The sequence below is a fragment of the Plantibacter flavus genome, from assembly GCF_051487245.1.
GTDB classification, from domain to species: Bacteria; Actinomycetota; Actinomycetes; order Actinomycetales; family Microbacteriaceae; genus Plantibacter; species Plantibacter flavus_B.
The window spans coordinates 226356-250000 of record NZ_JAHVDH010000001.1 but is presented as its reverse complement, the minus strand read 5'-3'; the positions used below and the strand labels follow the sequence as shown (position 1 = coordinate 250000).

Sequence of the window (23645 nt, the reverse complement as noted above, 5' to 3'; positions counted from 1 at the left end):
GGGCCTCCGACCCGAGGTGTCACCCGTCCGGCGTACTGCCGGACGGGATCTGGAACTGCCGTTAGAGGGGTGTAGCGGTGTTGCTCAGGGCTGCATGAGCCTCTGCGATCAACCCTGGCGCTGCTTGTGGCGCGGGTTCTCGCAGATGACCATGACGCGGCCGTTGCGACGGATGACCTTGCACTTGTCGCAGATCTTCTTGACGCTGGGCTTGACCTTCATGATTCTCTCTTTTCGCTGTCATCGTGCCGGAGGACCCGGCCGTTACTTACAGCGCGACCTACTTGTAGCGGTAGACGATCCGACCACGGGTCAGGTCGTAGGGGGTCAGCTCCACGATCACGCGGTCCTCTGGGAGGATGCGGATGTAGTGCTGACGCATTTTGCCCGAAATGTGGGCAAGTACCTTGTGTCCGTTGGTCAGCTCAACGCGGAACATCGCGTTGGGCAGAGCCTCGACCACTTGGCCCTCGATCTCGATGACGCCGTCTTTTTTGGCCATAGCCTCACTGTCGCTCAGGTTGAGTCGCACTGGTCGTGCGGATGGATTGCGGTGCGGATGTCGGCTCGCTGAAGGCATGCCGAAAGCACCAAAGATCAATCCTATGCTATGTTCTGCGGTTTCGCCAACTCAGACCGCGACACTCCGCGGTCAATCCCGACGGGCGAGCAGGGCGCGGTTGAACGATGCGGTGAACTCGGCGTCGATCTCGACATCGTGGCCGTCGACCGAACTGACTGGGGCCGCCAACCGCACGCTGGAGAGGAGCCACAGCGCGTCGGCCTGCAGCAGCTCGTGCGGCGTCAGCATGCGGTACTCCCCCACGAGCGACGCCTCGGCGAGATGGTCCCAGAGTGCGAGCTGCGTCGTCCCGGCGAGGATCCCGCTCGAGGCCGGAGGCGTCACGAACACGTCGCCGAACCGAGCGACGAGCGTCGACGTCGGCCCTTCCAGCACGTACCCGTCAGTGCTGACGAACAGGACGTCATCCGCACCGCGACGGTGCGCCTCACGGAGAGCCGCCATGTTCACCGCGTACGACAGTGTCTTCGCGCCGGCGAGCAGCCACGGCGAACGCTCCTGCACGTCGCTTGCGAGTCCGCGATCGAGGAGCACCACACGCACTCCCGTCTCGCGCTCGGGGAACCCGGAGGTCGCAGGGGTCGCGGAGATCCACGCGGTCGGCGCACCGGACGCACCGTTCCCCCGGGTCAGCACGAGGCGCAGCGCACTCTGGCCGGTGCCGGGAAGCGCCGCGAGTGCACGGACGATCGCGGCGCGCCATTGCGAGAGGTTCGGCGCCGGGAGGTCGAGGGCCAGCGCAGACGCGGCCAAGCGCTCCAGATGCGCGTCGACCGACTGCGCATGGCGACCGACGACGCCGACGGTCTCGAAGATGCCGTCACCTCGAGCCGGCCCCTGGTCGAAGACGCTCAGGACACCGCTGCCGTCACCCACGGGATGGATCGAGGCGTCCAGCGCCGCGGGCTCGACGGAGGCGTCGGCGGGCAGGGCATCGAGGAGGAACACGATCGGGTCGCTCATGTCGAGCACTCTACCCTCGGGACGGACCGAACCCGTTCACGCAGGACGGACGGGGGTGACGCCGAACGCCGCCAGGGCTGCCGCGCCGCCGTCGTGAGCGGTCAGCACCCAGATGCCGTCCCGGTGCACCGCGACACTGTGCTCCCAGTGCGCTGCCGCGCTGCCGTCGAGCGTGGCGACCGTCCACTCGTCGTCGCGGACGAAGGTGGCCGGGTCACCGGCGACGACCATCGGCTCGATGGCGACGACGAGTCCAGGCTTCACCTCGGGACCCCGCTGACGCACGCGGTAGTTGAACACCGGTGGCGCCTCGTGCATGGTGCGACCGATGCCGTGGCCCACGTAGTCGGTGAGGATGCCGTATGTGCGGCCCTCAGGCGAGTTCTCTTCGACGAACTCCTCGATGGCCGCGCCCACCTGGTTGAGGTGGCGTGCCGTCGCGAGCTCGGCGATCCCGGCCCAGAGCGATCCCTCCGTGACGGCGGACAGCCGCTCACGCTCGGTGACGAGTTCGGGGCGCGACGGGTCCGGCAGGACGATCGTCATCGCCGAGTCACCGTTCCACCCGTCGATCTCCGCGCCGCTGTCGATCGAGACGATGTCTCCCGGCTGCAGCACGCGCGAACCCGGTATGCCGTGGACGACGTCCTCGTTCACCGAGGTGCAGACCGTGTGCCGGTACCCGGGCACGAGTTTGAAGTTCGAGTGCCCACCGGCGGCGACGATGGCCGCCTCCGCGACCGTGTCGAGCTGGAGGGTCGTCACGCCCGGTGCCACGAGGGTTCGGACGGCGTCGAGCGACGCCGCCGTCGCGAGACCGGGAGCGATCATCGCCCGGAGTTGTTCAGGCGTCTTGTAGATGGACTTGCGGAACACCGGGAGCGGCTCAGCAGGCTCAGACCGCAGGCACGATGATGCCACGCTCTGCGAGGGCGGCATCGATGCGAGCGGTGACCTCGGAGACGTCACCGAGGCCGTCGACGGCGAGGACGAGTCCGCGCGCCGTGAAGACCTCGATCAGCGGCGCCGTCTCCTGTGCATAGAGCTCGAGACGGTGGCGGATGATCTCCTCGGTGTCGTCTGTGCGCCCCTGCTCGGCAGCACGCTTCAGCAGGCGGGCGACGACCTCTTCCGTGTCGGCGAGCAGCTGCACGACAGCGTCCAGCGTCGAGTCGCTCTCGGCGAGCAGGGCGTCGAGAGCGACGACCTGGTCCGGCGTGCGCGGGTAGCCGTCGAGCAGGAAACCGTCGATGGCGTCCGGCTGGTGGAGTCGATCGCGGACGATCTCGTTCGTGAGGGAGTCGGGCACGTAGCCGCCCTCGCTGACGATCGCCTGGACCTGCTTGCCGAGCGCGGTACCGCCCTTGATGTTCGCGCGGAAGATGTCTCCCGTGGAGATCGCAGGGATGTCGAAGCGCTCCGCGAGGAACGCTGCCTGCGTGCCCTTGCCGGATCCTGGAGGACCGACGATGAGCAGACGCGGCTTGCGCCCGAGCGAGGTGCCGAGCTGTCCGGCGGCGCTCAACGCAGGAGTCCTTCGTAGTGGCGCTGCTGGAGCTGCGAGTCGATCTGCTTGACCGTCTCGAGGCCGACGCCGACGATGATGAGGATCGAAGCGCCACCGAAGGGGAAGTTCGCGTTCGCACCGACGAGCGCGAGCGCTATCAGCGGGAGGAGTGCGATCAAACCGAGGTAGATGGATCCCGGCAGCGTGACGCGGGTGAGCACGTAGTCGAGGTACTCGGCCGTCGGGCGCCCGGCACGGATACCCGGGATGAAGCCGCCGTACTTCTTCATGTTGTCGGCGACCTCTTCAGGGTTGAAGGTGATGGCGACGTAGAAGTACGTGAATCCGACGATGAGCAGGAAGTACATCAGCATGTAGAGCGGGTGATCGCCCTTGGTGAGGTACTGCTGGATCCAGAGGACCCAGGGTGCCGGCGTGCCGGTCGTCGGCTGGTTGAACTGCGCGATGAGGGCAGGCAGGTACAGGATGGACGACGCGAAGATGACGGGCACCACACCGGCCATGTTGACCTTGATGGGGATGTACGTGTTGTTGCCGCCGTACGTGCGACGACCGACCATGCGCTTCGCGTACTGGACCGGGATGCGCCGCTGCGACTGCTCGACGAACACGACGAGCGCGACGATGACGAGCCCGACACCGAGCACGAGGAGGAAGACCTCGGGGCCCTTGGCGGTCCAGATCGCGCCGAGCGAACCGGGGAAGGTCGCCGCGATGGAGGTGAAGATGAGGAGGGACATGCCGTTGCCGACGCCACGCTCGGTGACGAGCTCGGCCATCCACATGACGAGGCCGGTACCGGCGGTCATGGTGATCACCATGAGCAGCATGCCGTACCAGGTCCCGCCCTGGGCGGTGATGAGGTCGGCGCAGACGCCGCCCTGGTTGCCGAAGAGCGCACCGCTCTTGGCGACAGTGATGAGGGTCGTCGACTGGAGGACACCCAGGAAGATCGTGAGGTAACGCGTGTACTGCGTCAGCTTGCCCTGGCCGGACTGGCCTTCCTTGTGCAGCGTCTCGAAGTGCGGGATGACCACGCGGAGGAGCTGCACGATGATCGACGCGGTGATGTAGGGCATGATGCCGAGCGCGAAGATCGAGAGTTGGAGGAGCGCGCCACCGCTGAAGAGGTTGACGAGCTCGTAGAGGCCGGAAGCGCTATCCGACTGGTTCGCCAGGCACTGCTGCACGTTCGGGAAGTTCACGAACGGAGCGGGGATGAAGGACCCGAGGCGATAGATGGCGATGATTCCGAGCGTGAACCCGATCTTGCGACGAAGATCCGGGGTACGGAAGATCCGCCCGATGGCGCTGAACAAAAGAGGCCTCCTGTGAGATGGTGCGGGGTCGGCCCGGGTGACCGGCGTGAAGCCGGCCACCCGAGTGAGCTCCTGTGCGGAGCCGGCCGAGGGCTACTTGATGCTGCCCCCGGCTGCCACGATCTTCTGCTCTGCCGAGCTGGAGACCTTGTCTACCGCGACGTTCAGCTTAACGGCAATGTCACCGTTTCCGAGAACCTTGACCTTCTCGTTCTTCCGGACGGCACCCTTGGCGACGAGGTCGACCTTGGTGACGTCGCCACCCTTCGGGTACAGCTCGGCGAGCTTCTCCAGGTTCACGACCTGGTACTCGACGCGGAAGGGGTTCTTGAAGCCGCGGAGCTTCGGGGTGCGCATGTGCAGCGGCATCTGCCCACCCTCGAAGCCGACCTTGACCTGGTAACGAGCCTTCGTACCCTTGGTACCGCGACCCGCCGTCTTACCCTTGGACGCCTCACCGCGACCCACGCGCATACGTGCCTTCTTGGCACCGGCGGCGGGACGGAGGTGGTGCACCTTCAGGACCTGCTCGCGCTTGGGCGCGGGCTCTTCCTTGGCGACCTTCTTGGCTGCAGCAGCCTTGGGAGCTGCCTTCGCCTTCGGCTCGGCCTTGGCCGCTGCCGTCTTCGGAGCTGCCTTCGCAGCGGCCTTGGGGGCCTTCTCCTCAGTGGTTTCGTTCTTCTCAGCCATTAGTCGATCTCCTCAACCTGTACGAGGTGAGCAACAGTGTTCACGTAGCCGCGGTTCTGAGCGTTGTCCGGACGGACGACGACAGCGCCGATGCGACGGAGACCCAGGCTGCGAAGCGTGTCGCGCTGGTTCTGCTTCTCACTAATTCTGCCCTTGATCTGCGTGATCTTCAGCTGGCCCATCAGGCACCTACCTTTGCAGCGGCGGCCGCCTGAACAGCCTCAGCCTCTGCACGGAGCAGACGGGCCGGAGCGACCTGGTCGAACTCGAGACCACGACGGGCTGCGACGGCACGAGGTTCCTCGAGCTGCTTCAGCGCCGTGACGGTCGCGTGGACGATGTTGATGGTGTTCGAGGAACCGAGCGACTTGCTCAGCACATCGTGGATACCGGCGCACTCGAGGACGGCGCGGACGGGACCACCGGCGATAACACCGGTACCAGCGGCAGCGGGGCGCAGGAGCACCACACCGGCTGCTGCCTCACCCTGGGTGGGGTGCGGGATGGTCGAGCCGACACGAGGGACGCGGAAGAAGTTCTTCTTCGCCTCCTCGACGCCCTTGGAGATCGCGAGAGGAACCTCGCGAGCCTTGCCGTAGCCGACGCCGACCAGACCGTTGCCGTCACCGACGACCACGAGGGCGGTGAAGCTGAAGCGACGACCACCCTTCACGACCTTCGAGACGCGGTTGATGGTGACGACGCGCTCCAGGAACTGGCTCTTGTCGCTGTCCCGGCTGCCGCGGTCGCGGTTCGGGTTGCGCTCACGGCCGCCACGACGAGCCTCGCGGGGCTCGCGGTCGGTCGAGGGCTCGGTCGATGCCGCGGTCTCCACAGGAGTCTCCGCAACGGTCGCGACAGCCTCTTGCTGCTTGTTGTCTTCGCTCACAGGTTCAATCCGCCCTCTCGAGCACCATCGGCAATTGCTGCCACGCGACCTGCGTAGCGGTTGCCTCCACGGTCAAATACGACATCCTCGATGCCGGCTGCCTTCGCACGCTCGGCGATGAGCTCGCCGACCTTGCGCGACTTGGCGGTCTTGTCGCCGTCGAACGTCCGGAGGGTGTCCTCCATGGTCGAGGCGGAGACGAGGGTGTGACCCTTCGTGTCATCGACAACCTGCACGAACACGTGACGGGCTGAACGGTTCACGACGAGACGCGGACGGACCGCGGTACCCTCGATCTTCTTGCGCAGACGCAGGTGACGGCGGCCACGTGCGGCAGTCTTCGTTGGACGAGCCATGGTTACTTACCAGCCTTTCCGGCCTTGCGACGCACGATCTCGCCGGCGTAGCGCACACCCTTGCCCTTGTACGGCTCAGGCTTGCGGATCTTGCGGATGTTGGCAGCGACCTCGCCGACGGCCTGCTTGTCGATGCCGGCGACGGTGAGCTTGTTGTTGCCCTCGACGGTCAACGTGATGCCGACGGGCGGCTCAACGGTGACGGGGTGCGAGAAGCCGAGCGCGAACTCGACCGCGCTGCCCTTCTGTGCGACGCGGTAACCGGTACCGACGACCTCGAGGCCCTTGGAGTAGCCCTGGGTGACGCCGATGATCTGGTTCGCGATGAGCGTGCGGGTCAGGCCGTGGAGCGAACGCGAGTTGCGCTCGTCGTCCGGACGCGTGACGAGCAGCTGCGCGTCTTCGAGCTTGACCTCGATGGGGCTGGCGACGGTGAGCGAGAGCTCACCCTTCGGGCCCTTGACGGAGACGACCTGGCCGGTGACGTCGATGGTCACTCCGGCCGGGATGTCGATGGGGAGTCTTCCAATACGAGACATGACTGGCTACCACACGTAGGCGAGGACTTCCCCACCCACGCCCTTCTTCTCGGCCTGGCGGTCCGTGAGGAGGCCGCTGGAGGTGGACAGGATAACGACGCCGAGGCCGCCGAGGACCTTGGGGATCTCCGTCGACTTCGCGTAGACGCGAAGGCCGGGCTTGGAGACCCGCTTGATGCCGGCGATGGAACGCTCGCGGTTCGGGCCGAACTTGAGGCTCAGCTTGAGCGTCTGTCCGACGGTCGCGTCTGCGACCTCCCAGCCGGAGATGTAGCCCTCGGACTTGAGGATCTCGGCGATGTTCACCTTGAGCTTGGAGTGCGGCATCGACACGGTGTCGTGGTGCGCCGAGTTCGCATTGCGCAGTCTGGTCAGCATGTCTGCGACCGGATCTGTCATGGTCATATCTGGTGTTTCCTTTGTTCACCAGGTTTCGACATCCTGTGCAAGGGTGCCGACCTGTGGTGGTTGAACCGATCGGAGCAGGGTTGCCCCGAACGGGCGGAAGCCCGGTCCTCGGCTATGACACCGAGGACCGGGCGGATGTTCAGTTGGACTCAGCCGCCTTGAACGGGAAGCCGAGCGCCTTGAGGAGCGCGCGACCTTCGTCGTCGTTCTTGGCCGTGGTCACGACAGTGATGTCGAAACCGCGGACGCGGTCGATCTTGTCCTGGTCGATCTCGTGGAACATGGACTGCTCCGTGAGGCCGAAGGTGTAGTTGCCGTTGCCGTCGAACTGCTTGTCCGAGAGGCCGCGGAAGTCGCGGATACGGGGCAGTGCGAGGTTGAGCAGGCGGTCCAGGAACTCCCAGGCGCGGTCGCCACGAAGCGTGACGTGAGCGCCGATGGGCTGGCCCTCGCGCAGCTTGAACTGCGCGATGGACTTGCGTGCCTTGGTGACCTGCGGCTTCTGACCGGTGATCTTGGTGAGATCCGAGACAGCGCCGTCGATGACCTTGCTGTCGCGAGCTGCCTCGCCGACGCCGGTGTTGACGACGATCTTCACGAGTCCGGGCACCTGGTGCACGTTCGTGAAGCCGAAGTCCTTCTGCAGCTGCGGAAGGATCTCAGCGCGGTACTTCTGCTTGAGACGGGGCTGGATTTTGCCAGTCGCCACTTCAGTGTCAGTCATTACAGGTCCTTACCTGACTTCTTGGCGTAACGAACGCGGACCGTCTTGGTGACGCCGTCCTTCGTGACTTCCTCGTTGCGGTGGCCGACCTTGGTCGGGCCCTTGGTCTCCGGGTCGACAAGTGCGACGTTGGAGATGTGGATCGAAGCCTCGACGGTCTCGATGCCGCCGGTCTTCGTTCCACGCTGGGTCTGGCCGACGCGGGTGTGCTTCGTGACGTAGTTGACGCCCTCCACGATCACCCGGTTCTTGTCCGCCAGGACCTCGATGACGCGACCCTGCTTGCCGCGGTAACCACCGCGGTCCTGCTTCGGGCCTGAGACGACCTGAACCAGGTCGCCCTTCTTGATCTTTGCCATGACTTAGATAACCTCCGGCGCCAACGAAACGATCTTCATGAACTTCTTGTCACGAAGCTCGCGGCCGACCGGCCCGAAGATGCGGGTACCACGGGGGTCTCCGTCAGCCTTCAGGATAACAGCGGCGTTCTCGTCGAACTTGATGTACGAACCGTCGGAACGACGGGTCTGCTTGCGGGTGCGGACGATGACCGCCTTGACGACGTCGCCCTTCTTGACGTTGCCACCGGGGATCGCGTCCTTGACGGTCGCGACGATGGTGTCACCGAGACCCGCGTAGCGGCGGCCGGAGCCACCGAGCACGCGAATGGTCAGGAGCTCCTTGGCACCGGTGTTGTCGGCGACCTTGACTCGTGATTCTTGCTGAAGCATTGTTCGCTCTTCCTCTCAGTAAGCCGCGAGGCCTACTTGGCCTTCTCGAGAATCTCGACCAGGCGCCAGCGCTTGGTGGCGCTGGTCGGGCGGGTCTCGCTGATGAGGACGAGGTCGCCGATGCCGGCGGAGTTCGCCTCGTCGTGCGCCTTGACCTTGGAGGTGCGGCGGATGACCTTGCCGTAGAGCGGGTGCTTCACGCGGTCCTCGACCTCGACGACGATGGTCTTCTCCATCTTGTCGCTGGTCACCAGACCACGGCGGGTCTTGCGGTAGCCACGAGCGTTGGCGTCCTTGACGTCGTGCTCGGACGACTCGTGACCCTCAGGGGCCTTGTCGGTAGCGGTAGCCATGTCTAGGCCTCCTTCGTGGTCTCAGCGTCAGCAGCAGCGGTGTCCTCGGACTTCGGTGCGGCCTTGGCCTTCTTGGTCTTCTTCTCAGCCTTGGCCTCGACGACCTCGACGGTCGGCGTGGCACGAATGCCGAGCTCGCGCTCACGGATGACCGTGTAGATGCGAGCGATGTCGCGCTTCACGGCACGCAGGCGGCCGTGGTTCTCGAGCTGCCCCGTGGCCGACTGGAAGCGCAGGTTGAACAGCTCTTCCTTGGCCTTGCGGAGCTCCTCGACGAGGCGCTGGTCTTCAAAAGTGTCGAGCTCGACGGGGGTGAGCTCCTTGGATCCGATCGCCATTATGCGTCGCCCTCCTCGCGCTTGATGATGCGTGCCTTGAGGGGCAGCTTGTGGATTGCACGGGTGAGCGCCTCGCGGGCCAGGGTCTCATCGACACCGGCGACCTCGAACAGCACACGACCCGGCTTGACGTTCGCGACCCACCACTCGGGCGAACCCTTACCGGAACCCATGCGGGTTTCGGCGGGCTTCTTGGTCAGCGGACGGTCGGGGTAGATGTTGATCCACACCTTGCCGCCACGCTTGATGTGACGCGTCATGGCGATACGAGCGGACTCGATCTGACGGTTGGTCACGTAAGCGGGCGTCAGGGCCTGGATGCCGAACTCACCGAACGACACCTTGGTGCCACCGGTGGCCTGGCCGGAACGACCGGGGTGGTGCTGCTTCCGGTGCTTGACTCTGCGTGGGATCAACATGGTTATGCCTCAACTCCTGCGGCGGCGGGCGCCTCGACAGCGGCCTTGGGGGCGCTGTTCGAACCGGCGTTACGACGGGGGCGGTCGCCACCATCGCGACGCTCCGGACGCGTCGACTTCTGGTTTGCCTGCTCGCGAGCAAGCTCCTTGTTGGTGATGTCGCCCTTGTAGATCCAGACCTTCACGCCGATGCGGCCGAACGTGGTCTTCGCCTCGTAGAAGCCGTAGTCGATGTTCGCGCGGAGCGTGTGCAGCGGCACACGGCCTTCGCGGTAGAACTCGGAACGGCTCATCTCAGCGCCGCCGAGACGGCCGGACACCTGGATACGGACACCCTTGACGGTGGACGTGCGCTGAGCGCCCTGCAGGCCCTTACGCATCGCGCGGCGGAAGGCCACACGTGCGGAGAGCTGCTCGGCGATGCCCTGCGCGACGAGCTGAGCGTCGGCCTCGGGGTTCTTGACCTCGAGGATGTTCAGCTGGATCTGCTTCTTCGTGAGCTTCTCGAGGTCGGCACGGATGCGCTCGGCCTCGGCGCCACGACGACCGATCACGATACCCGGACGGGCAGTGTGAATGTCGACGCGGACGCGGTCACGGGTGCGCTCGATCTCGATGCGGCTGACGCCGGCACGGTCGAGCGAGGTCGCCAGCAGACGACGGATCTTGACGTCTTCCGCGACGAAGTCGCTGTAACGCTGACCCTTCTTCGTGCTGTCGGAGAACCAACGCGACACGTGGTCGGTCGTGATTCCCAGACGGAAGCCGTATGGATTGACTTTCTGACCCATTACTTGCTCACCTTCTTGGCCTTGGCAGCGCCTGCGGTCTCATCAGGCGTCGAGAGCTCGACGGTGATGTGGCTGGTGCGCTTGAGGATGCGGAACGCGCGGCCCTGGGCACGCGGACGGAAACGCTTGAGGGTTGCACCCTCATCGACGTACGCCTTCGCGATGTACAGGTCCTGCTCGTCCAGGAACACGTTCTCCTTGTCGGCCGTGACGCGAGCGTTCGCGATGGCCGAGGCAACGAGCTTGTAGATGGGCTCGCTGGCGCTCTGCGGTGCGAACTTCAGGATGGCCAAGGCCTCCTGAGCCTGCTTGCCACGGATGAGCGCGACGACACGACGGGCCTTCTGGGGGGTGACGCGGATGTGTCGCACGCGGGCGATCGACTCCACCATTTCTCTTCCTCCTTCACGTCACCGCGTTAGCGGCGACGGCCCTTCTTGTCGTCCTTCACGTGTCCACGGAAGGTGCGGGTGGGCGCGAACTCGCCGAGCTTGTGCCCGACCATCGTCTCGGTGACGAACACCGGGATGTGCTTGCGACCGTCGTGGACAGCGATGGTGTGACCCAGCATGGCCGGGATGATCATCGATCGACGCGACCAGGTCTTGATCACGTTCTTGTTGTTGGCCTCGTTCGCCGTGACAACCTTGCGGAGCAGGTGGTCGTCGACGAAGGGGCCCTTCTTGAGACTGCGTGGCATCTTCTCTTACTCCTACTTACGCTTCTTGCCGGCGGTACGACGACGAACGATGAGCTTGTCGCTTTCCTTGTTGGGGTGGCGCGTGCGGCCTTCCTTCTGGCCCCACGGGCTGACCGGGTGGCGTCCACCGGAGGTCTTGCCCTCACCACCACCGTGCGGGTGGTCGATCGGGTTCATCGCGACACCACGGACGGTCGGGCGAACGCCCAGCCAGCGCTTACGGCCGGCCTTACCCCAGTTGATGTTCGACTGCTCGGCGTTGCCGACCTCGCCGATCGTTGCGCGGCAGCGCAGGTCGACGTTGCGGATCTCGCCGGACGGGAGACGGAGCTGCGCGTACGGGCCGTCCTTTGCGACGAGACGCACCGATGCACCCGCGGAGCGGGCCATCTTCGCGCCGCCGCCGGGACGGAGCTCGATCGCGTGGATGACCGTACCGGTGGGGATGTTCTTCAGCGGCAGGTTGTTTCCGGGCTTGATGTCAGCGCCGGCACCCGACTCGACGACGTCGCCCTGGCTCAGCTTGTTGGGAGCCAGGATGTAGCGCTTGGTTCCGTCCACGAAGTGGAGGAGAGCGATACGAGCGGTGCGGTTGGGGTCGTACTCGATGTGAGCGACCTTGGCGTTGACGCCGTCCTTGTCGTTGCGACGGAAGTCGATCACGCGGTACTGGCGCTTGTGGCCACCACCGATGTGACGGGTCGTGATGCGACCCTGGTTGTTCCGACCACCGGTCTTCGACAACGGACGAAGCAGCGACTTCTCCGGCGTGGTGCGCGTGATCTCCGCGAAGTCCGCGACAGACGAACCGCGACGACCAGGAGTCGTGGGCTTGTACTTACGAATAGCCATTTCTTATTCCTCTTCGTTCCCGGCGCTCTTAGCCAACAGCCGTGAAGATGTCGATGGAACCGGACTTGAGCGTCACGATCGCGCGCTTGGTGTCCTTGCGCTTTCCGGTGCCGAACTTGGTGCGACGGGTCTTGCCCTGACGGGTCAGGGTGTTGATCGAAGCGACCTGGACACCGAAGATCTTCTCGATGGCGAGCTTGATCTCGGTCTTGTTCGAGCGCGGGTCGACGAGGAAGGTGTACTTGCCCTCGTCGATCAGGCTGTAGCTCTTCTCGGAGACGACCGGCGCGAAGATGACGTCGCGGGGGTCCTTGTTGATCGCGGTCATGCCGAGACCTCCTCGGTTGCGGCCTTGGCGCCGGTCTTGCTGGCGACGAATGCCTCGAAGGCGGCCTTGGTGAAGACGATGTCGTCAGAGACGAGCACGTCGTATGCGTTCAGCTGGTCGTAGGACAGCACGTGCACGTTCTGCAGGTTGCGGACGCTGCGGAGGCTGACCTCGTCGTCGCGCTGGAGGACGATCAGGACGTGCTTCGAGGAAGCGACGTTCGTCAGGTACTCGGACGCGGCCTTCGTCGACGGCTTCTCGCCGAGCGAGAGGGAGTCGACGACGTGGAGGCGTGCACCACGGGCGCGGTCGGAGATGGCACCGAGCAGAGCCGCGGCGATCATCTTCTTGGGGGTGCGCTGTGCGTAGTTGCGGGGCACTGGACCGTGGACGATGCCACCGCCGGTCATCTGAGGAGCGCGGATGGAGCCCTGACGAGCGTTACCGGTGCCCTTCTGCTTGAACGGCTTGCGGCCTGCACCGGACACTTCGCCGCGGCGCTTGGTCTTGTGCGTCCCCTGGCGGGCGGCAGCGAGCTGCGCGACGACCACCTGGTGGATGAGCGGGATGTTGGTCTGAACGTCGAACACCTCGGCAGGAAGGTCGACGGTGCCGGCCTTCTTGAGCTTGGTGTCGAGCACGTCGAGAGTAGCGGTAGCCATGGAACTACGCTCCCTTCACTGCGGTGCGGACGAATACGATGCGGCCACGAGCGCCGGGAACGGCACCCTTGACGAGCAGCAGGCCCTTCTCGGCGTCGATCGCGTGAACCCGGAGGTTCAGCACGGTGACGCGCTCGCCACCCATACGACCGGCCATGCGCATGCCCTTGAAGACACGGCTCGGGGTCGAGGAGGCGCCGATGGAGCCCGGCTTGCGGTGGTTGCGGTGTGCACCGTGAGATGCGCCGACACCCTTGAAGTTGTGACGCTTCATGACACCGGCGAAACCCTTACCCTTCGAAGTGCCGACGACGTCGACCTTCTGGCCGGCCTCGAACACACCGTCGACGGTGAGCTCCTGGCCGAGCGAGTACTCGGATGCGTCAGCGGTGCGGACCTCGGTGAGGTGGCGACGCGGCGTCACGCCGGCCTTGTCGAAGTGACCCGCGTCAGGCTTGCTGACCTTGCGGGGATCGATCTGGCCGTACGCGATCTGCACGGCGTCGTAGCCGTCGACCTCGGGGGTGCGAACCTGCGTGACCACGTTGGGCGTGATCTCGATGACGGTGACGGGAACGAGCTTGTTGTTCTCATCCCACACCTGGGTCATGCCGAGCTTGGTGCCGAGCAGACCCTTGCTGGTCTTCGTGTTAGACATGTCTTCCTTCCGTCTCTACCGAGCTCAGAGCTTGATCTCGATGTTGACGTCCGCCGGCAGGTCGAGACGCATGAGCGAGTCGACGGCCTTCGGGGTCGGGTCGATGATGTCGATCAGACGCTTGTGGGTGCGCATTTCGAAGTGCTCCCGGCTGTCCTTGTACTTGTGAGGCGAACGGATCACGCAGACCACGTTCTTCTCCGTCGGAAGCGGCACGGGGCCGACGACGGTTGCGCCTGCACGGGTGACCGTGTCGACGATCTTGCGAGCTGACGTGTCGATGACCTCATGGTCATACGACTTCAGTCGGATGCGGATCTTCTGTCCCGCCATGTGTGACTCACTCTCTGTCTCGCGTCGTACGGATCGCTCCGCATTGGACGCATATCGTGCGCTTTGCAACGTTCGGTTGCTCCACGCATTGGGCACTGCTGGTGTCGCACCACTGTTCTGCTGTCAACGACCACGTGGCGTTTCGACCCCGTGGTCATCCATCGGGCCTCCGCCTCGGCTTGTGGCCGACGCTGGGCGCAGCACTGCTACGACCTGGACTGCGATGAAGTGATTGTGTTCTGCTACCCGCGGCCTAGGCTCGATCCCCGTCGCGTTGCCGCGTCTGGGAGCTCCTATGCACTGCCTGGCAGTGATTCGCCGGAGCACGCTCAAGGCACGCTCGTCCGAAATACTGAACTGGACTAGTTTGCCACGGATCCACGGTACGTGCAACCCGGGCGTGTCGCGCCTCGGCGATGGTCAGGATCCGCACAGTTTCAGCGCTCCCGGCGGGTTCCAGACACGTCAGTCGCAGGGGGCAGCGGTCACCGTCACCGGCGCCGGATGCACGCCCGGAGTGCCCTCGAACCGGAGCTCTGCGCCCTTCGATCCGCGCAGGGTCGCGTCCGCCTCGAGCAGGAGCTCGGCGCCGGGAGCGACGGAGACGACGACGTACGCCACTCGGCGTCCGCTGTCCGAACCGGGCGTGAACGGCGTCTCCACACCGTCCACACGGACGGAGGTGATGTCTGAATCCTCCGGCGCGTAGACCATGACGCGCAGACGCATCTGGCCGCGCTCGAGCCCCTCCCGCTCATAGAGGCCGGTGATGTAGTCGAACTCCACGTCGGCGAGGTTCGGCTCTGCGTCGATGGTGTTCCGCAGGCGCGACGCCAACGACACCACCCGGGATCCGTCGACCGCGCACGCACCGGCCGCCAGGGTGGTCTCCTGCTGCAGGTAGTACTCGAGCTTCGATCCCACCGCGTCCGACAGGTACAGCCCGAATGGCGCGACCCCTCGACCGCCGACGGGCAACTCGCCCGCCACGCCCGCCTGGACCAGACCACGCTGCTCGACCCGGTCGGCGCTCCATGCCAGCAACCGTCGCTCCTCGACGGACTGCGCCGCCGCCGCGAGCAGGCCTGGGAGGTCGACCGAGCCGTTCTGCACACTGGACACGACTGCACCGACGACCTCCGCGAAGTACGCGTCCTGCGCCTGGTTCGCCGCATCGGTGAGTCCCGCGAATTCGCGGTACACGCCGTTCACGAGTCGGTCGACGACCGTCTCCGCAGTGAGCTGCTCACCAGTGGCGAGCGTCACCGGGCCGGTCGCGCGCATCAGCGACGACAGGGCCCGCGGGTCGACCGCCAGCACCACGTCCGGAGTCACCCCCTGGCTCTCCTGCCAGTGGGCCGCAGCGGCGCGCGCTCCGTCGACGAAGTCCGGTCGTGTCGTGACCTCGTGGATGCTCGTCCCGGCGATCGCGTAGCCGTCGCTCCGATAGAGCGCATCGGCGTCCGCCGGGAGCGGGACGATCGGGTCCGCGTGCGCGGTGAAGTCGGCCCCTGAGAGCGTCTGGGCCACGGTCAACCGACCATCCTCCAGACTGATCAGCACGGATGCGCCGGCGATTCCGCCGAGCCCACGGGCTTCGGCCGAGTTCTGGAACAGGACGACGACGTCGCGAGGGCCGTCCTCGCCGAGGATGCCCGGCAGCGCGCGGAGCAGCGGGGTGAGTGCTGAGCTCGCACTCGCCGCCTCCTGCAACGGTTCGTCGACGGTGGTGAGCGCCTCTGCGACCTGCGGGAGGAGCGCGGAACGATCCAGGCGCTGCAACCGCACGACCTGGCTTTCGAGCGTCTCGAGCGCGGTGGCGGCCGTGCGCGCGTGCGTACCCACCTTCGAGACGTCGAGACGTCCGTCGGTGACGAGACCGTCGACCGGCAGCGCGACGACCGGCGCGAGTACGTCACGGACGACGACATCGGCGGCTTCGGCGGCCGTGCGCACCGCCTCGAAGTTCGCCCCCGCGACGGGGAGGCGCTCGGCGACCCACCAGTCGAAGCCCGCGGTGTGGTCGACCGCGCGACGGGTGGCCTCCCCCAGGCCGTCCACCCCGGCGAGATCGACCGGGCGCAGCCCTTGGCCGGTCTCGATGCCCTCCCGGAGCTCCTGGACCTGCGGCACAGCGGCCAGGAGTTCCGTCCGGACGGCCTGTGCCTGTGCCACGGCAGAGACGGTGAGCATCGCGGTCGCAGCCAGAGCAGCACCGCCGACCAGGCACGGGATCACGACGCGGGCACGCGGACGCCGACGGGCGCGACCAACGGTTCGGGCGAAAGCAGGACGGGACACGGGCACCTCGGGCGGATCGAGCGGTCGGATGACGCCTGGTGAAATCCAGGCAGGTGAAATATTAGTTGCTCATCCTGTGAATCGCCTGCGTCCACGCACGACGAAGGGCCCGGAGCAATGCTCCGGGCCCTTCGAGTTGAACCGTATCGACTGCGAGCAGTCGGTCAGGAACTGGTTACGCGAGCACCTTGGTGACGGTACCGGCGCCGACGGTGCGGCCACCCTCACGGATGGCGTAGCCGAGGCCGACCTCCATGGCGATGGGCTGGATCAGCTCAACGGTCATGTCGGTGGTGTCGCCGGGCATGACCATCTCGGTGCCCTCGGGCAGCGTGATGACGCCGGTGACGTCGGTGGTGCGGAAGTAGAACTGCGGACGGTAGTTCGCGTAGAACGGGTTGTGACGCCCACCCTCATCCTTGGACAGGATGTACGCGGTGCCCTCGAAGTTCGTGTGCGGCGTGACCGAACCCGGCTTGACGACGACCTGGCCGCGCTCGACATCCTCGCGCTTCGTGCCACGGAGCAGGAGACCACAGTTCTCGCCGGCCCATGCCTCGTCGAGCTGCTTGTGGAACATCTCGATACCCGTGACGATGGTCTTCTGCGTCGGGCGGATGCCGACGATCTCGACCTCGGAGTTGATCGCGAGCGTGCCACGCTCGGCGCGGCCCGTGACGACGGTTCCACGACCGGTGATCGTGAAGACGTCCTCGATCGGCATGAGGAAGGGCTTGTCCTTGTCGCGCACGGGGTCGGGGACGTTGGCGTCCACGGCGTCCATGAGGTCGAGGATGCTCTGCACCCACTTCTCGTCGCCCTCGAGAGCCTTGAGGCCCGAGACGCGAACGACCGGAGCGTCCTCAGCGAAGCCCTGCGAGGCGAGCAGCTCGGAGACCTCGAGCTCGACGAGCTCCAGGATCTCCTCGTCGTCGACCATGTCGGACTTGTTGAGCGCGACGAGCAGGTACGGCACGCCGACCTGCTTGGCGAGCAGGACGTGCTCACGGGTTTGAGCCATCGGGCCGTCAGTGGCGGCGACGACCAGGATCGCGCCGTCCATCTGCGCAGCACCGGTGATCATGTTCTTGATGTAGTCGGCGTGACCCGGGGCGTCAACGTGCGCGTAGTGGCGCTTCGGGGTCTCGTACTCGACGTGCGAGATGTTGATCGTGATACCACGCTGACGCTCTTCCGGCGCCGAGTCGATCGACGCGAAGTCGCGCTGCACGTTGGTCGCGGACGGGAACTTGTCCGCCAGGACCTTCGAGATCGCTGCGGTGAGCGTGGTCTTGCCGTGGTCGACGTGACCGATCGTTCCGATGTTGACGTGCGGCTTGGTCCGCTCGAACTTGGCCTTTGCCACTGTGGGTCCTCCTCAGGACGTTGTGCGGGGCGCCAGGGCACCATTCGATGGCCGACGCACTGCAGGGGATGTGTATTCATGTTACGCGATCCGGCTGGGTGTTCGCACACCCGGCCGGACCGCGGGAAAGAGTGAGTTGCTACTCGCCCTTGTTCTTCTGGATGATCTCGTCGGCAACAGCCTTCGGGACCTCCGCGTAGCTCTCGAACGTCATCGAGTACACGGCACGACCAGAGGTCTTCGACCGGAGGTCGCCGATGTAACCGAACATCTCGGAGAGCGGCACGTTCGCACGGATGACCTTGACGCCGGTGGCGTCGTCCATGGACTGGATCTGTCCGCGGCGCGAGTTGAGGTCTCCGATGACGTCGCCCATGTACTCCTCAGGAGTACGCACCTCGACCGCCATGAGCGGCTCGAGGAGGACGGGGTTGGCACGCGAGTAGGCCTCCTTGAGACCCATCGAGCCGGCGATCTTGAACGCCATCTCCGAGGAGTCGACGTCGTGCGCCGCACCATCGGTGATGATCGCCTTGACACCGACGACCGGGTAGCCGGCGAGGCCACCGACCTGCAGGGCGTCCTGGAAACCGGCGTCGATCGACGGGATGTACTCGCGCGGGATACGACCACCGGTCACGGCGTTCACGAACTCGTAGGTCGTCTCCGGAGTGACGTCCATCGGCTCCAGATCGAACTGGATCTTCGCGAACTGACCCGAACCACCGGTCTGCTTCTTGTGCGTGTAGCCGTACTTCTCGACCTTGCGCTTGATCGTCTCGCGGTACGCGACCTGGGGCTTGCCCACGTTGGCCTCGACGTTGAACTCACGCTTCATGCGGTCGACCAGGATGTCGAGGTGGAGCTCGCCCATGCCCTTGATGACGGTCTGGCCGGTCTCGGTGTTCTGCTCGGTGCGGAACGTCGGGTCCTCTTCGGCCAGCTTCTGGATCGCGGTGCCCAGCTTCTCCTGGTCGGCCTTGGTCTTCGGCTCGATCGCGACCTCGATGACGGGCTCCGGGAAGCTCATCGACTCGAGGACGACCTGGTTCTGCGGGTCGGAGAGGGTGTCACCGGTGGTGGTGTCCTTCAGGCCGATGACCGCGTAGATGTGACCGGCGGTGACGAAGTCGACCGGGTTCTCCTTGTTGGCGTGCATCTGGAAGATCTTCCCGATGCGCTCCTTCTTGCCCTTGGTCGAGTTGATGATCTGCGCACCGGAGTCGAGACGACCCGAGTAGACGCGGACGTAGGTGAGACGACCGAAGAACGGGTGCACCGCGACCTTGAACGCGAGCGCCGTGAAGGGCTCGGTGGAGTCGGGGTGACGCTCGACGACCTTCTCCTCGTCGCGAGCGTCGTGCGCCTCGATGGCGGGGACGTCGAGGGGCGAGGGGAGGTAGTCGATGACGGCGTCGAGCATGGGCTGCACGCCGCGGTTCTTGAACGCCGAGCCGCAGAGGACCGGGTACATGGTGCTCGTGATGGTGAGCTTGCGGATCGCGGCCTTGATCTCGGCGACGGTCAGCTCCTCGCCACCGAAGTACTTCTCCATGAGTGCGTCGTCGGTCTCGGCGACAGCCTCGAGGAGGGCGGTGCGGTACTCTGCAGCCTTCTCCTTGAGGTCTTCCGGGATCTCCTCGATGGCGTACTTGGCGCCCATCTCGACGTCACCCTTGGCGTCTCCACGCCAGGTGAGTGCGCGCATCTCGACCAGGTCGACGACACCCTCGAAGTTGGACTCCGCACCGATGGGCAGCTGGATGACCAGCGGCTTGGCGCCGAGGCGGCTGATGATGGTGTCGACCGTGAAGTAGAAGTCGGCGCCGAGCTTGTCCATCTTGTTGACGAAACAGATGCGCGGGACGTCGTACTTGTCGGCCTGACGCCAGACGGTCTCGGACTGGGGCTCGACGCCCTCCTTGCCGTCGAAGACGGCGACAGCGCCGTCGAGGACGCGGAGCGAACGCTCGACCTCGACCGTGAAGTCGACGTGGCCGGGGGTGTCGATGATGTTGATCTGGTTCTTGTTCCAGAAGCAGGTCGTCGCAGCGGACGTGATGGTGATACCACGCTCCTGCTCCTGTGCCATCCAGTCCATCGTCGAGGCGCCGTCGTGGGTCTCGCCGATCTTGTGGTTCACGCCCGTGTAGAACAGGATGCGCTCAGTGGTGGTGGTCTTGCCGGCATCGATGTGGGCCATGATGCCGATGTTGCGGACCTTGTTCAGGTCGGTGAGCACGTCTTGTGCCACGGGGTCCTCCGGGGATAGGTATAGGTGAGCTTGTTCACTCGGTGACGCGAGGGCGGGCGAGTGGCCCGCCCTCGCGTCAGGCGGCGACTACCAGCGGTAGTGCGCGAACGCCTTGTTCGACTCGGCCATCTTGTGCGTGTCTTCACGACGCTTGACGGCTGCACCGAGACCGTTCGATGCGTCGAGGATCTCGTTCTGGAGACGCTCGGTCATCGTCTTCTCGCGGCGACCCTTCGCGTAGCTCACGAGCCAGCGCAGGGCGAGGGTGTTGGCACGGTGAGGCTTGACCTCGACCGGGACCTGGTAGGTGGAACCACCGACGCGGCGCGAACGCACCTCGAGGGTCGGACGGACGTTGTCGAGCGCCTTCTTGAGCGTGACGACGGCATCCTGCTGGTTCTTGGCGGTCACGCCTTCGAGTGCATCGTAGACGATGCGCTCAGCGAGGCCCTTCTTGCCGTCCAGCAGGATCTTGTTGACGAGCTGGCTGACGATGGGGGCGCCGTAGACGGGATCGGCGACAACGGGGCGCTTCGGAGCTGGACCCTTGCGAGGCATTACTTCTTCTCCATCTTCGCGCCGTAGCGGCTGCGAGCCTGCTTGCGGTTCTTGACGGCCTGCGTGTCGAGGGCGCCACGGACGATCTTGTAACGGACACCCGGGAGGTCCTTCACACGACCGCCACGGACCAGGACCAGCGAGTGCTCCTGGAGGTTGTGACCCTCACCGGGGATGTACGCGGTGACCTCGGTGCCGTTGCGCAGCTTCACGCGGGCGACCTTGCGCATCGCCGAGTTCGGCTTCTTCGGGGTGGTGGTGTACACGCGGGTGCACACACCTGCCTGCTGGGGGTTGCTCTTCAGGGCGGGCGCCTTGGTCTTGGTGACCTTGGGGCTGCGGCCCTTCCGAACCAACTGCTGAATGGTTGGCACTACTTGCTCCTTGATGATGACTGCACGGTGACAGTGGTACTGCAGCATTCGTGTTCCGGTGTTCTGGATCACGAGGTCGTATGGACCCACCGGCGCCGCGCGAATGCGCGGTGCGTGAGTGGTGGGTATGCCGTGGGGGCTCTCCGCTGCCGGGACAGGCCCGGCCTGGACGGCCCAGTGGTGCTGACTGTCATTCGCCCCGCGCACCTGGCTCCGGAGAACCTGGACAGCACGAGAGGGCACGACAGCGCGCACACCCAAACAAGAATAGCCGCTGGGTGCCCCGCGGTCAAACGACGACGGCCCCGAGGAGCAGTGCTCCCCGGGGCCGCCCAGCCGTGCCGATTACGGGAACGGGACGAACGTCGCGCCGTCGTCCGTGAAGCCCTCGACGGTGCCGCCGACGATGAAGTCGACGGGGTTGATGCTGTAGCCCGGGCCGGTCTGGCCGGTGGCCGGGTCCGTGAGCGTGCAGGTCATCGACATGCGGCCGACCGTGTCGGAGTCGACGGCCCAGGTGCCGCCCGAGAACTCGCCGACGGTGAAGGTCGGACGGGTGTCGAACGTCCACGTGACGCCTGACGGCGTGTATCCGGTGTCGTTGCGGATCTCGAACGGGCAGCCCTCCGGAGCGAGGACGGTCGACGCGCCGCAACCGTCGATGTAGGCGTTCACAGCCTCCTCGATCGCGGTCGTGCCGGCATCGGTGAGCGACACTGCGAGGCTCGCCGGCTCGGCCGCCTGACCGAAGCCGAGCGCGGTCGCCGTCATCTCCTCCGCCGAGTACCACTCGCTCTCACTGAGGGCGATGTCGTACGTTCCTGGCAGGGCGCGCAGCTGGTACGACCCCTCAGCGATCGGCTCGACGTCCGTGAGCTCCACGCCGCCGACCGTTGCGACGGCGTCCGCGGGGGCCAGGACGTCGACCTGGACGGTGCTGAGCTCGGGTGATTCGAGCTTCCACTTGTCGAAGATCACGGCGTCCTTGCCGACCTTGGTGAGCGTGAACTCCTGATCGATGCTCTCGCCGCCCTGCGTCAGACGTGCCTGGACGGTAGCGGTGTCGCCGCTCGTCGTGGTCCGCCCGATCGTGTAGCCGGAGACCTTGCCGGACGCCGCGTCGTAGGCCTCGTCGGTGAGCAGGACGTCAGCGGCGGACACCTCGGTGCCCGCGAGCGCCAGGGCCTGCTCGGCCTTCCCCGCCTTGAGGGCGTCGAGGTAGGCCTTCACCGTGACCTCCGGCGCGTGGAGCGCGTTGCCGACGCTCACACCGACGATGCCGCCGACGATGATGAGGACGAGGGCGCTGCCACCGGCGATGATGCCGGTGAGCGCCTTCTTCGAGAGCTTCTTCTTGGGCGGCTGCTGCTGCGCCGTCGCGTAGGGACCCTGACCGTAGGCCTGCTGACCGTAGGCCGCGGTCGGCGCCTGGCCGTACTGCTCGGTCGGCTGCTGGGCGTAGGGCGCGACCGGCGGCTGTCCGTAGGAACCCGTCTGCTGGTTGTACGGCCCCGTCTGCTGCTGGCCGAACTGCTCGGTGGGCTGCTGATCCGGCGCCTGGCCGTACGGCTGCTGCCCCGGCTGGCCGGACGGGTTCTGCTGACCGTACTGGCCCGTCGGGTTCTGGCCGTACTGCCCCGTCGGGCTCTGACCGTGCTGCCCGGTCGTGTCCTGCGGCTGCCACTGCGGTTGCTCGCCCGTCGGCTGCTGAGCGGCCGGATTCTGCTGCTGCCACTGCTGCTGCTCGGGTGTCGGCTGGCCGTACTGATTCGGCTGCTGGGGCTGCTGGTTCGGGTCGCCGGTGTTCGTCATGTGAAAAGCCCCCAGGTGAGCATGCAATATGCGTCGAGTGTTTGATTGGAAGTATAGTGACGGCCCGTGTCCACCACGATGGGGACATCTCCCCGTCCTGTTCGGGGACAACCCGAACCCACCAGACGCAGCTCGACGGCGCTCACCAGGGTGAACGGGGCGAATCGAGTTCGAGTGCGAGGTCGTCGAGGAGCGCGGCGACCTGGGGTTCCACGTACCGCTCGACGGCATCGTGGATCGCCCGACGATGCCCGATCAACAGCTCGCAGATCCGACGACCGGTCTCGTTCGCGCACTGGTCGGCCAGGGCGATCTCGGTGCGCAACGCCTCCTTCGCCTCCTCGGACAGCGGCGGAGGTGGCGGCACCGCCCTCGCGTGCGAGTCACCGAGCTCGGCGAGCGTGAAGAGGTACGGCTGCTCGGGATCGGGGTCGGGATCGAGCTGGAGACCGTCGAACTCGGGATCCAGGCCCTCCCCCGGCCGGTACGCGCGCTGCGCTTCACGGAGTTCTGCGTCACGGAGTTCTGCTCGGAGCAGCGGGAGGTTCTGCTCGGTGTACTCCGCGACGACGGCGTCGACGATCGTCTTCATGCGGGTCGCGAGCCCGTGCTGCACCTGATGCGGGACATCCGTCACGAGGCCTGCGGCAGTGAGCACGGGCGAGCCGATGCACCGCCGACAGACGCGGGTCCGGCCGCGATGCGCCGCGGGATGCCAGCGCGGCAACCAGCGGAGCCAGGACTCCACCGCCTGGGCCACCGTCGTCTCGAGCGAGCGCTCCATACTCCCCGAGAGTAGCGGGTCTCGGCCGATCC

The 23645-nt window shown here is 65.8% G+C and carries 33 protein-coding genes; all 33 read right to left on the bottom strand.

Annotated features, from left to right (window positions below):
• Positions 1-108: 108 nt before the first annotated feature.
• Positions 109-222 (bottom strand): 50S ribosomal protein L36, encoded by a 114-nt coding sequence (gene rpmJ, locus KXS11_RS01135; protein WP_021759549.1) that lies wholly within the window; start codon positions 220-222, stop codon positions 109-111.
• A gap of 58 nt (positions 223-280) precedes the next feature.
• Complete coding sequence (gene infA, locus KXS11_RS01130) at positions 281-502, bottom strand: translation initiation factor IF-1 (RefSeq protein ID WP_017885304.1); 222 nt, start codon at positions 500-502, stop codon at positions 281-283.
• A gap of 150 nt (positions 503-652) precedes the next feature.
• A complete protein-coding gene (locus KXS11_RS01125) occupies positions 653-1546 on the bottom strand; it encodes an aminotransferase class IV (RefSeq protein WP_437383616.1) in 894 nt (297 codons plus the stop codon).
• A gap of 36 nt (positions 1547-1582) precedes the next feature.
• On the bottom strand, positions 1583-2422 hold the full coding sequence (map, locus tag KXS11_RS01120; RefSeq protein ID WP_437383615.1) for a type I methionyl aminopeptidase: 840 nt from the start codon (positions 2420-2422) through the stop codon (positions 1583-1585).
• A gap of 19 nt (positions 2423-2441) precedes the next feature.
• On the bottom strand, positions 2442-3071 hold the full coding sequence (locus KXS11_RS01115; RefSeq protein ID WP_437383614.1) for an adenylate kinase: 630 nt from the start codon (positions 3069-3071) through the stop codon (positions 2442-2444).
• Positions 3068-4393: a preprotein translocase subunit SecY gene (gene secY, locus KXS11_RS01110; RefSeq protein WP_437383613.1), complete on the bottom strand. Its 1326-nt coding sequence runs from the start codon at positions 4391-4393 to the stop codon at positions 3068-3070. Before secY ends, KXS11_RS01115 begins: the two co-directional genes overlap by 4 nt.
• Positions 4394-4486: 93 nt before the next feature.
• Positions 4487-5083: a 50S ribosomal protein L15 gene (gene rplO, locus KXS11_RS01105; RefSeq protein ID WP_437383612.1), complete on the bottom strand. Its 597-nt coding sequence runs from the start codon at positions 5081-5083 to the stop codon at positions 4487-4489.
• Entirely contained in the window at positions 5083-5265 is a 183-nt protein-coding gene (rpmD, locus tag KXS11_RS01100) for a 50S ribosomal protein L30 (RefSeq protein ID WP_437383611.1), read from the bottom strand. Before rpmD ends, rplO begins: the two co-directional genes overlap by 1 nt.
• Positions 5265-5972 (bottom strand): 30S ribosomal protein S5, encoded by a 708-nt coding sequence (gene rpsE / locus KXS11_RS01095; RefSeq protein WP_437383610.1) that lies wholly within the window; start codon positions 5970-5972, stop codon positions 5265-5267. The genes rpmD and rpsE overlap by 1 nt, the downstream gene beginning before the upstream one ends.
• Positions 5969-6328 (bottom strand): 50S ribosomal protein L18, encoded by a 360-nt coding sequence (rplR, locus tag KXS11_RS01090; RefSeq protein ID WP_437383609.1) that lies wholly within the window; start codon positions 6326-6328, stop codon positions 5969-5971. Before rplR ends, rpsE begins: the two co-directional genes overlap by 4 nt.
• Positions 6329-6330: 2 nt before the next feature.
• Positions 6331-6867: a 50S ribosomal protein L6 gene (rplF, locus tag KXS11_RS01085; protein WP_437383608.1), complete on the bottom strand. Its 537-nt coding sequence runs from the start codon at positions 6865-6867 to the stop codon at positions 6331-6333.
• A 6-nt stretch (positions 6868-6873) separates the two neighbouring features.
• The gene (gene rpsH, locus KXS11_RS01080) at positions 6874-7272 is read right to left on the bottom strand and encodes a 30S ribosomal protein S8 (protein ID WP_437383607.1); all 399 of its coding nucleotides are present in this window, start codon (positions 7270-7272) and stop codon (positions 6874-6876) included.
• A 142-nt stretch (positions 7273-7414) separates the two neighbouring features.
• Entirely contained in the window at positions 7415-7999 is a 585-nt protein-coding gene (gene rplE / locus KXS11_RS01075; protein WP_437383606.1) for a 50S ribosomal protein L5, read from the bottom strand.
• On the bottom strand, positions 7999-8358 hold the full coding sequence (rplX, locus tag KXS11_RS01070; protein ID WP_437383605.1) for a 50S ribosomal protein L24: 360 nt from the start codon (positions 8356-8358) through the stop codon (positions 7999-8001). The genes rplE and rplX overlap by 1 nt, the downstream gene beginning before the upstream one ends.
• A gap of 3 nt (positions 8359-8361) precedes the next feature.
• Positions 8362-8730 (bottom strand): 50S ribosomal protein L14, encoded by a 369-nt coding sequence (gene rplN / locus KXS11_RS01065; RefSeq protein WP_064296696.1) that lies wholly within the window; start codon positions 8728-8730, stop codon positions 8362-8364.
• Positions 8731-8762: 32 nt separating this feature from the next.
• Complete coding sequence (rpsQ, locus tag KXS11_RS01060; RefSeq protein WP_437383604.1) at positions 8763-9083, bottom strand: 30S ribosomal protein S17; 321 nt, start codon at positions 9081-9083, stop codon at positions 8763-8765.
• A gap of 2 nt (positions 9084-9085) precedes the next feature.
• Entirely contained in the window at positions 9086-9421 is a 336-nt protein-coding gene (gene rpmC / locus KXS11_RS01055) for a 50S ribosomal protein L29 (protein WP_056008128.1), read from the bottom strand.
• Positions 9421-9840: a 50S ribosomal protein L16 gene (gene rplP / locus KXS11_RS01050; protein ID WP_378145191.1), complete on the bottom strand. Its 420-nt coding sequence runs from the start codon at positions 9838-9840 to the stop codon at positions 9421-9423. The genes rpmC and rplP overlap by 1 nt, the downstream gene beginning before the upstream one ends.
• 2 nt (positions 9841-9842) lie before the next feature.
• Positions 9843-10631 carry a 30S ribosomal protein S3 gene (gene rpsC / locus KXS11_RS01045; protein ID WP_437383603.1) on the bottom strand — a complete coding sequence of 263 codons (789 nt, stop codon included), beginning with the start codon at positions 10629-10631 and terminating at the stop codon, positions 9843-9845.
• Positions 10631-11023, bottom strand: a complete 393-nt coding sequence (rplV, locus tag KXS11_RS01040) for a 50S ribosomal protein L22 (RefSeq protein ID WP_437383602.1) — start codon at positions 11021-11023, stop codon at positions 10631-10633. Before rplV ends, rpsC begins: the two co-directional genes overlap by 1 nt.
• Before the next feature lie 26 nt (positions 11024-11049).
• Positions 11050-11331, bottom strand: coding sequence for a 30S ribosomal protein S19 (rpsS, locus tag KXS11_RS01035; RefSeq protein WP_064296700.1), 282 nt, complete (start codon positions 11329-11331; stop codon positions 11050-11052).
• A 12-nt stretch (positions 11332-11343) separates the two neighbouring features.
• A complete protein-coding gene (gene rplB, locus KXS11_RS01030) occupies positions 11344-12183 on the bottom strand; it encodes a 50S ribosomal protein L2 (RefSeq protein ID WP_437383601.1) in 840 nt (279 codons plus the stop codon).
• A gap of 28 nt (positions 12184-12211) precedes the next feature.
• Positions 12212-12511 (bottom strand): 50S ribosomal protein L23, encoded by a 300-nt coding sequence (gene rplW, locus KXS11_RS01025; RefSeq protein ID WP_437383600.1) that lies wholly within the window; start codon positions 12509-12511, stop codon positions 12212-12214.
• Complete coding sequence (gene rplD / locus KXS11_RS01020) at positions 12508-13173, bottom strand: 50S ribosomal protein L4 (RefSeq protein ID WP_437383599.1); 666 nt, start codon at positions 13171-13173, stop codon at positions 12508-12510. Before rplD ends, rplW begins: the two co-directional genes overlap by 4 nt.
• 4 nt (positions 13174-13177) lie before the next feature.
• Positions 13178-13831, bottom strand: a complete 654-nt coding sequence (gene rplC / locus KXS11_RS01015; protein WP_437383598.1) for a 50S ribosomal protein L3 — start codon at positions 13829-13831, stop codon at positions 13178-13180.
• 24 nt (positions 13832-13855) lie between these two features.
• Positions 13856-14164 carry a 30S ribosomal protein S10 gene (rpsJ, locus tag KXS11_RS01010; RefSeq protein WP_005050520.1) on the bottom strand — a complete coding sequence of 103 codons (309 nt, stop codon included), beginning with the start codon at positions 14162-14164 and terminating at the stop codon, positions 13856-13858.
• A 465-nt stretch (positions 14165-14629) separates the two neighbouring features.
• Positions 14630-16339, bottom strand: a complete 1710-nt coding sequence (locus KXS11_RS01005) for a DUF4012 domain-containing protein (protein ID WP_437383597.1) — start codon at positions 16337-16339, stop codon at positions 14630-14632.
• 301 nt (positions 16340-16640) lie between these two features.
• A complete protein-coding gene (tuf, locus tag KXS11_RS01000; protein ID WP_064296705.1) occupies positions 16641-17831 on the bottom strand; it encodes an elongation factor Tu in 1191 nt (396 codons plus the stop codon).
• 139 nt (positions 17832-17970) lie between these two features.
• The gene (gene fusA / locus KXS11_RS00995; RefSeq protein WP_437383596.1) at positions 17971-20085 is read right to left on the bottom strand and encodes an elongation factor G; all 2115 of its coding nucleotides are present in this window, start codon (positions 20083-20085) and stop codon (positions 17971-17973) included.
• A gap of 87 nt (positions 20086-20172) precedes the next feature.
• Entirely contained in the window at positions 20173-20643 is a 471-nt protein-coding gene (rpsG, locus tag KXS11_RS00990; RefSeq protein ID WP_056008166.1) for a 30S ribosomal protein S7, read from the bottom strand.
• Positions 20643-21017: a 30S ribosomal protein S12 gene (rpsL, locus tag KXS11_RS00985; RefSeq protein ID WP_347867121.1), complete on the bottom strand. Its 375-nt coding sequence runs from the start codon at positions 21015-21017 to the stop codon at positions 20643-20645. The genes rpsG and rpsL overlap by 1 nt, the downstream gene beginning before the upstream one ends.
• Positions 21018-21362: 345 nt before the next feature.
• On the bottom strand, positions 21363-22829 hold the full coding sequence (locus KXS11_RS00980; protein ID WP_437383595.1) for a hypothetical protein: 1467 nt from the start codon (positions 22827-22829) through the stop codon (positions 21363-21365).
• A gap of 142 nt (positions 22830-22971) precedes the next feature.
• A complete protein-coding gene (locus tag KXS11_RS00975) occupies positions 22972-23613 on the bottom strand; it encodes a spermidine/putrescine ABC transporter substrate-binding protein (RefSeq protein ID WP_437383594.1) in 642 nt (213 codons plus the stop codon).
• Between the last annotated feature and the right edge of the window lie 32 nt (positions 23614-23645).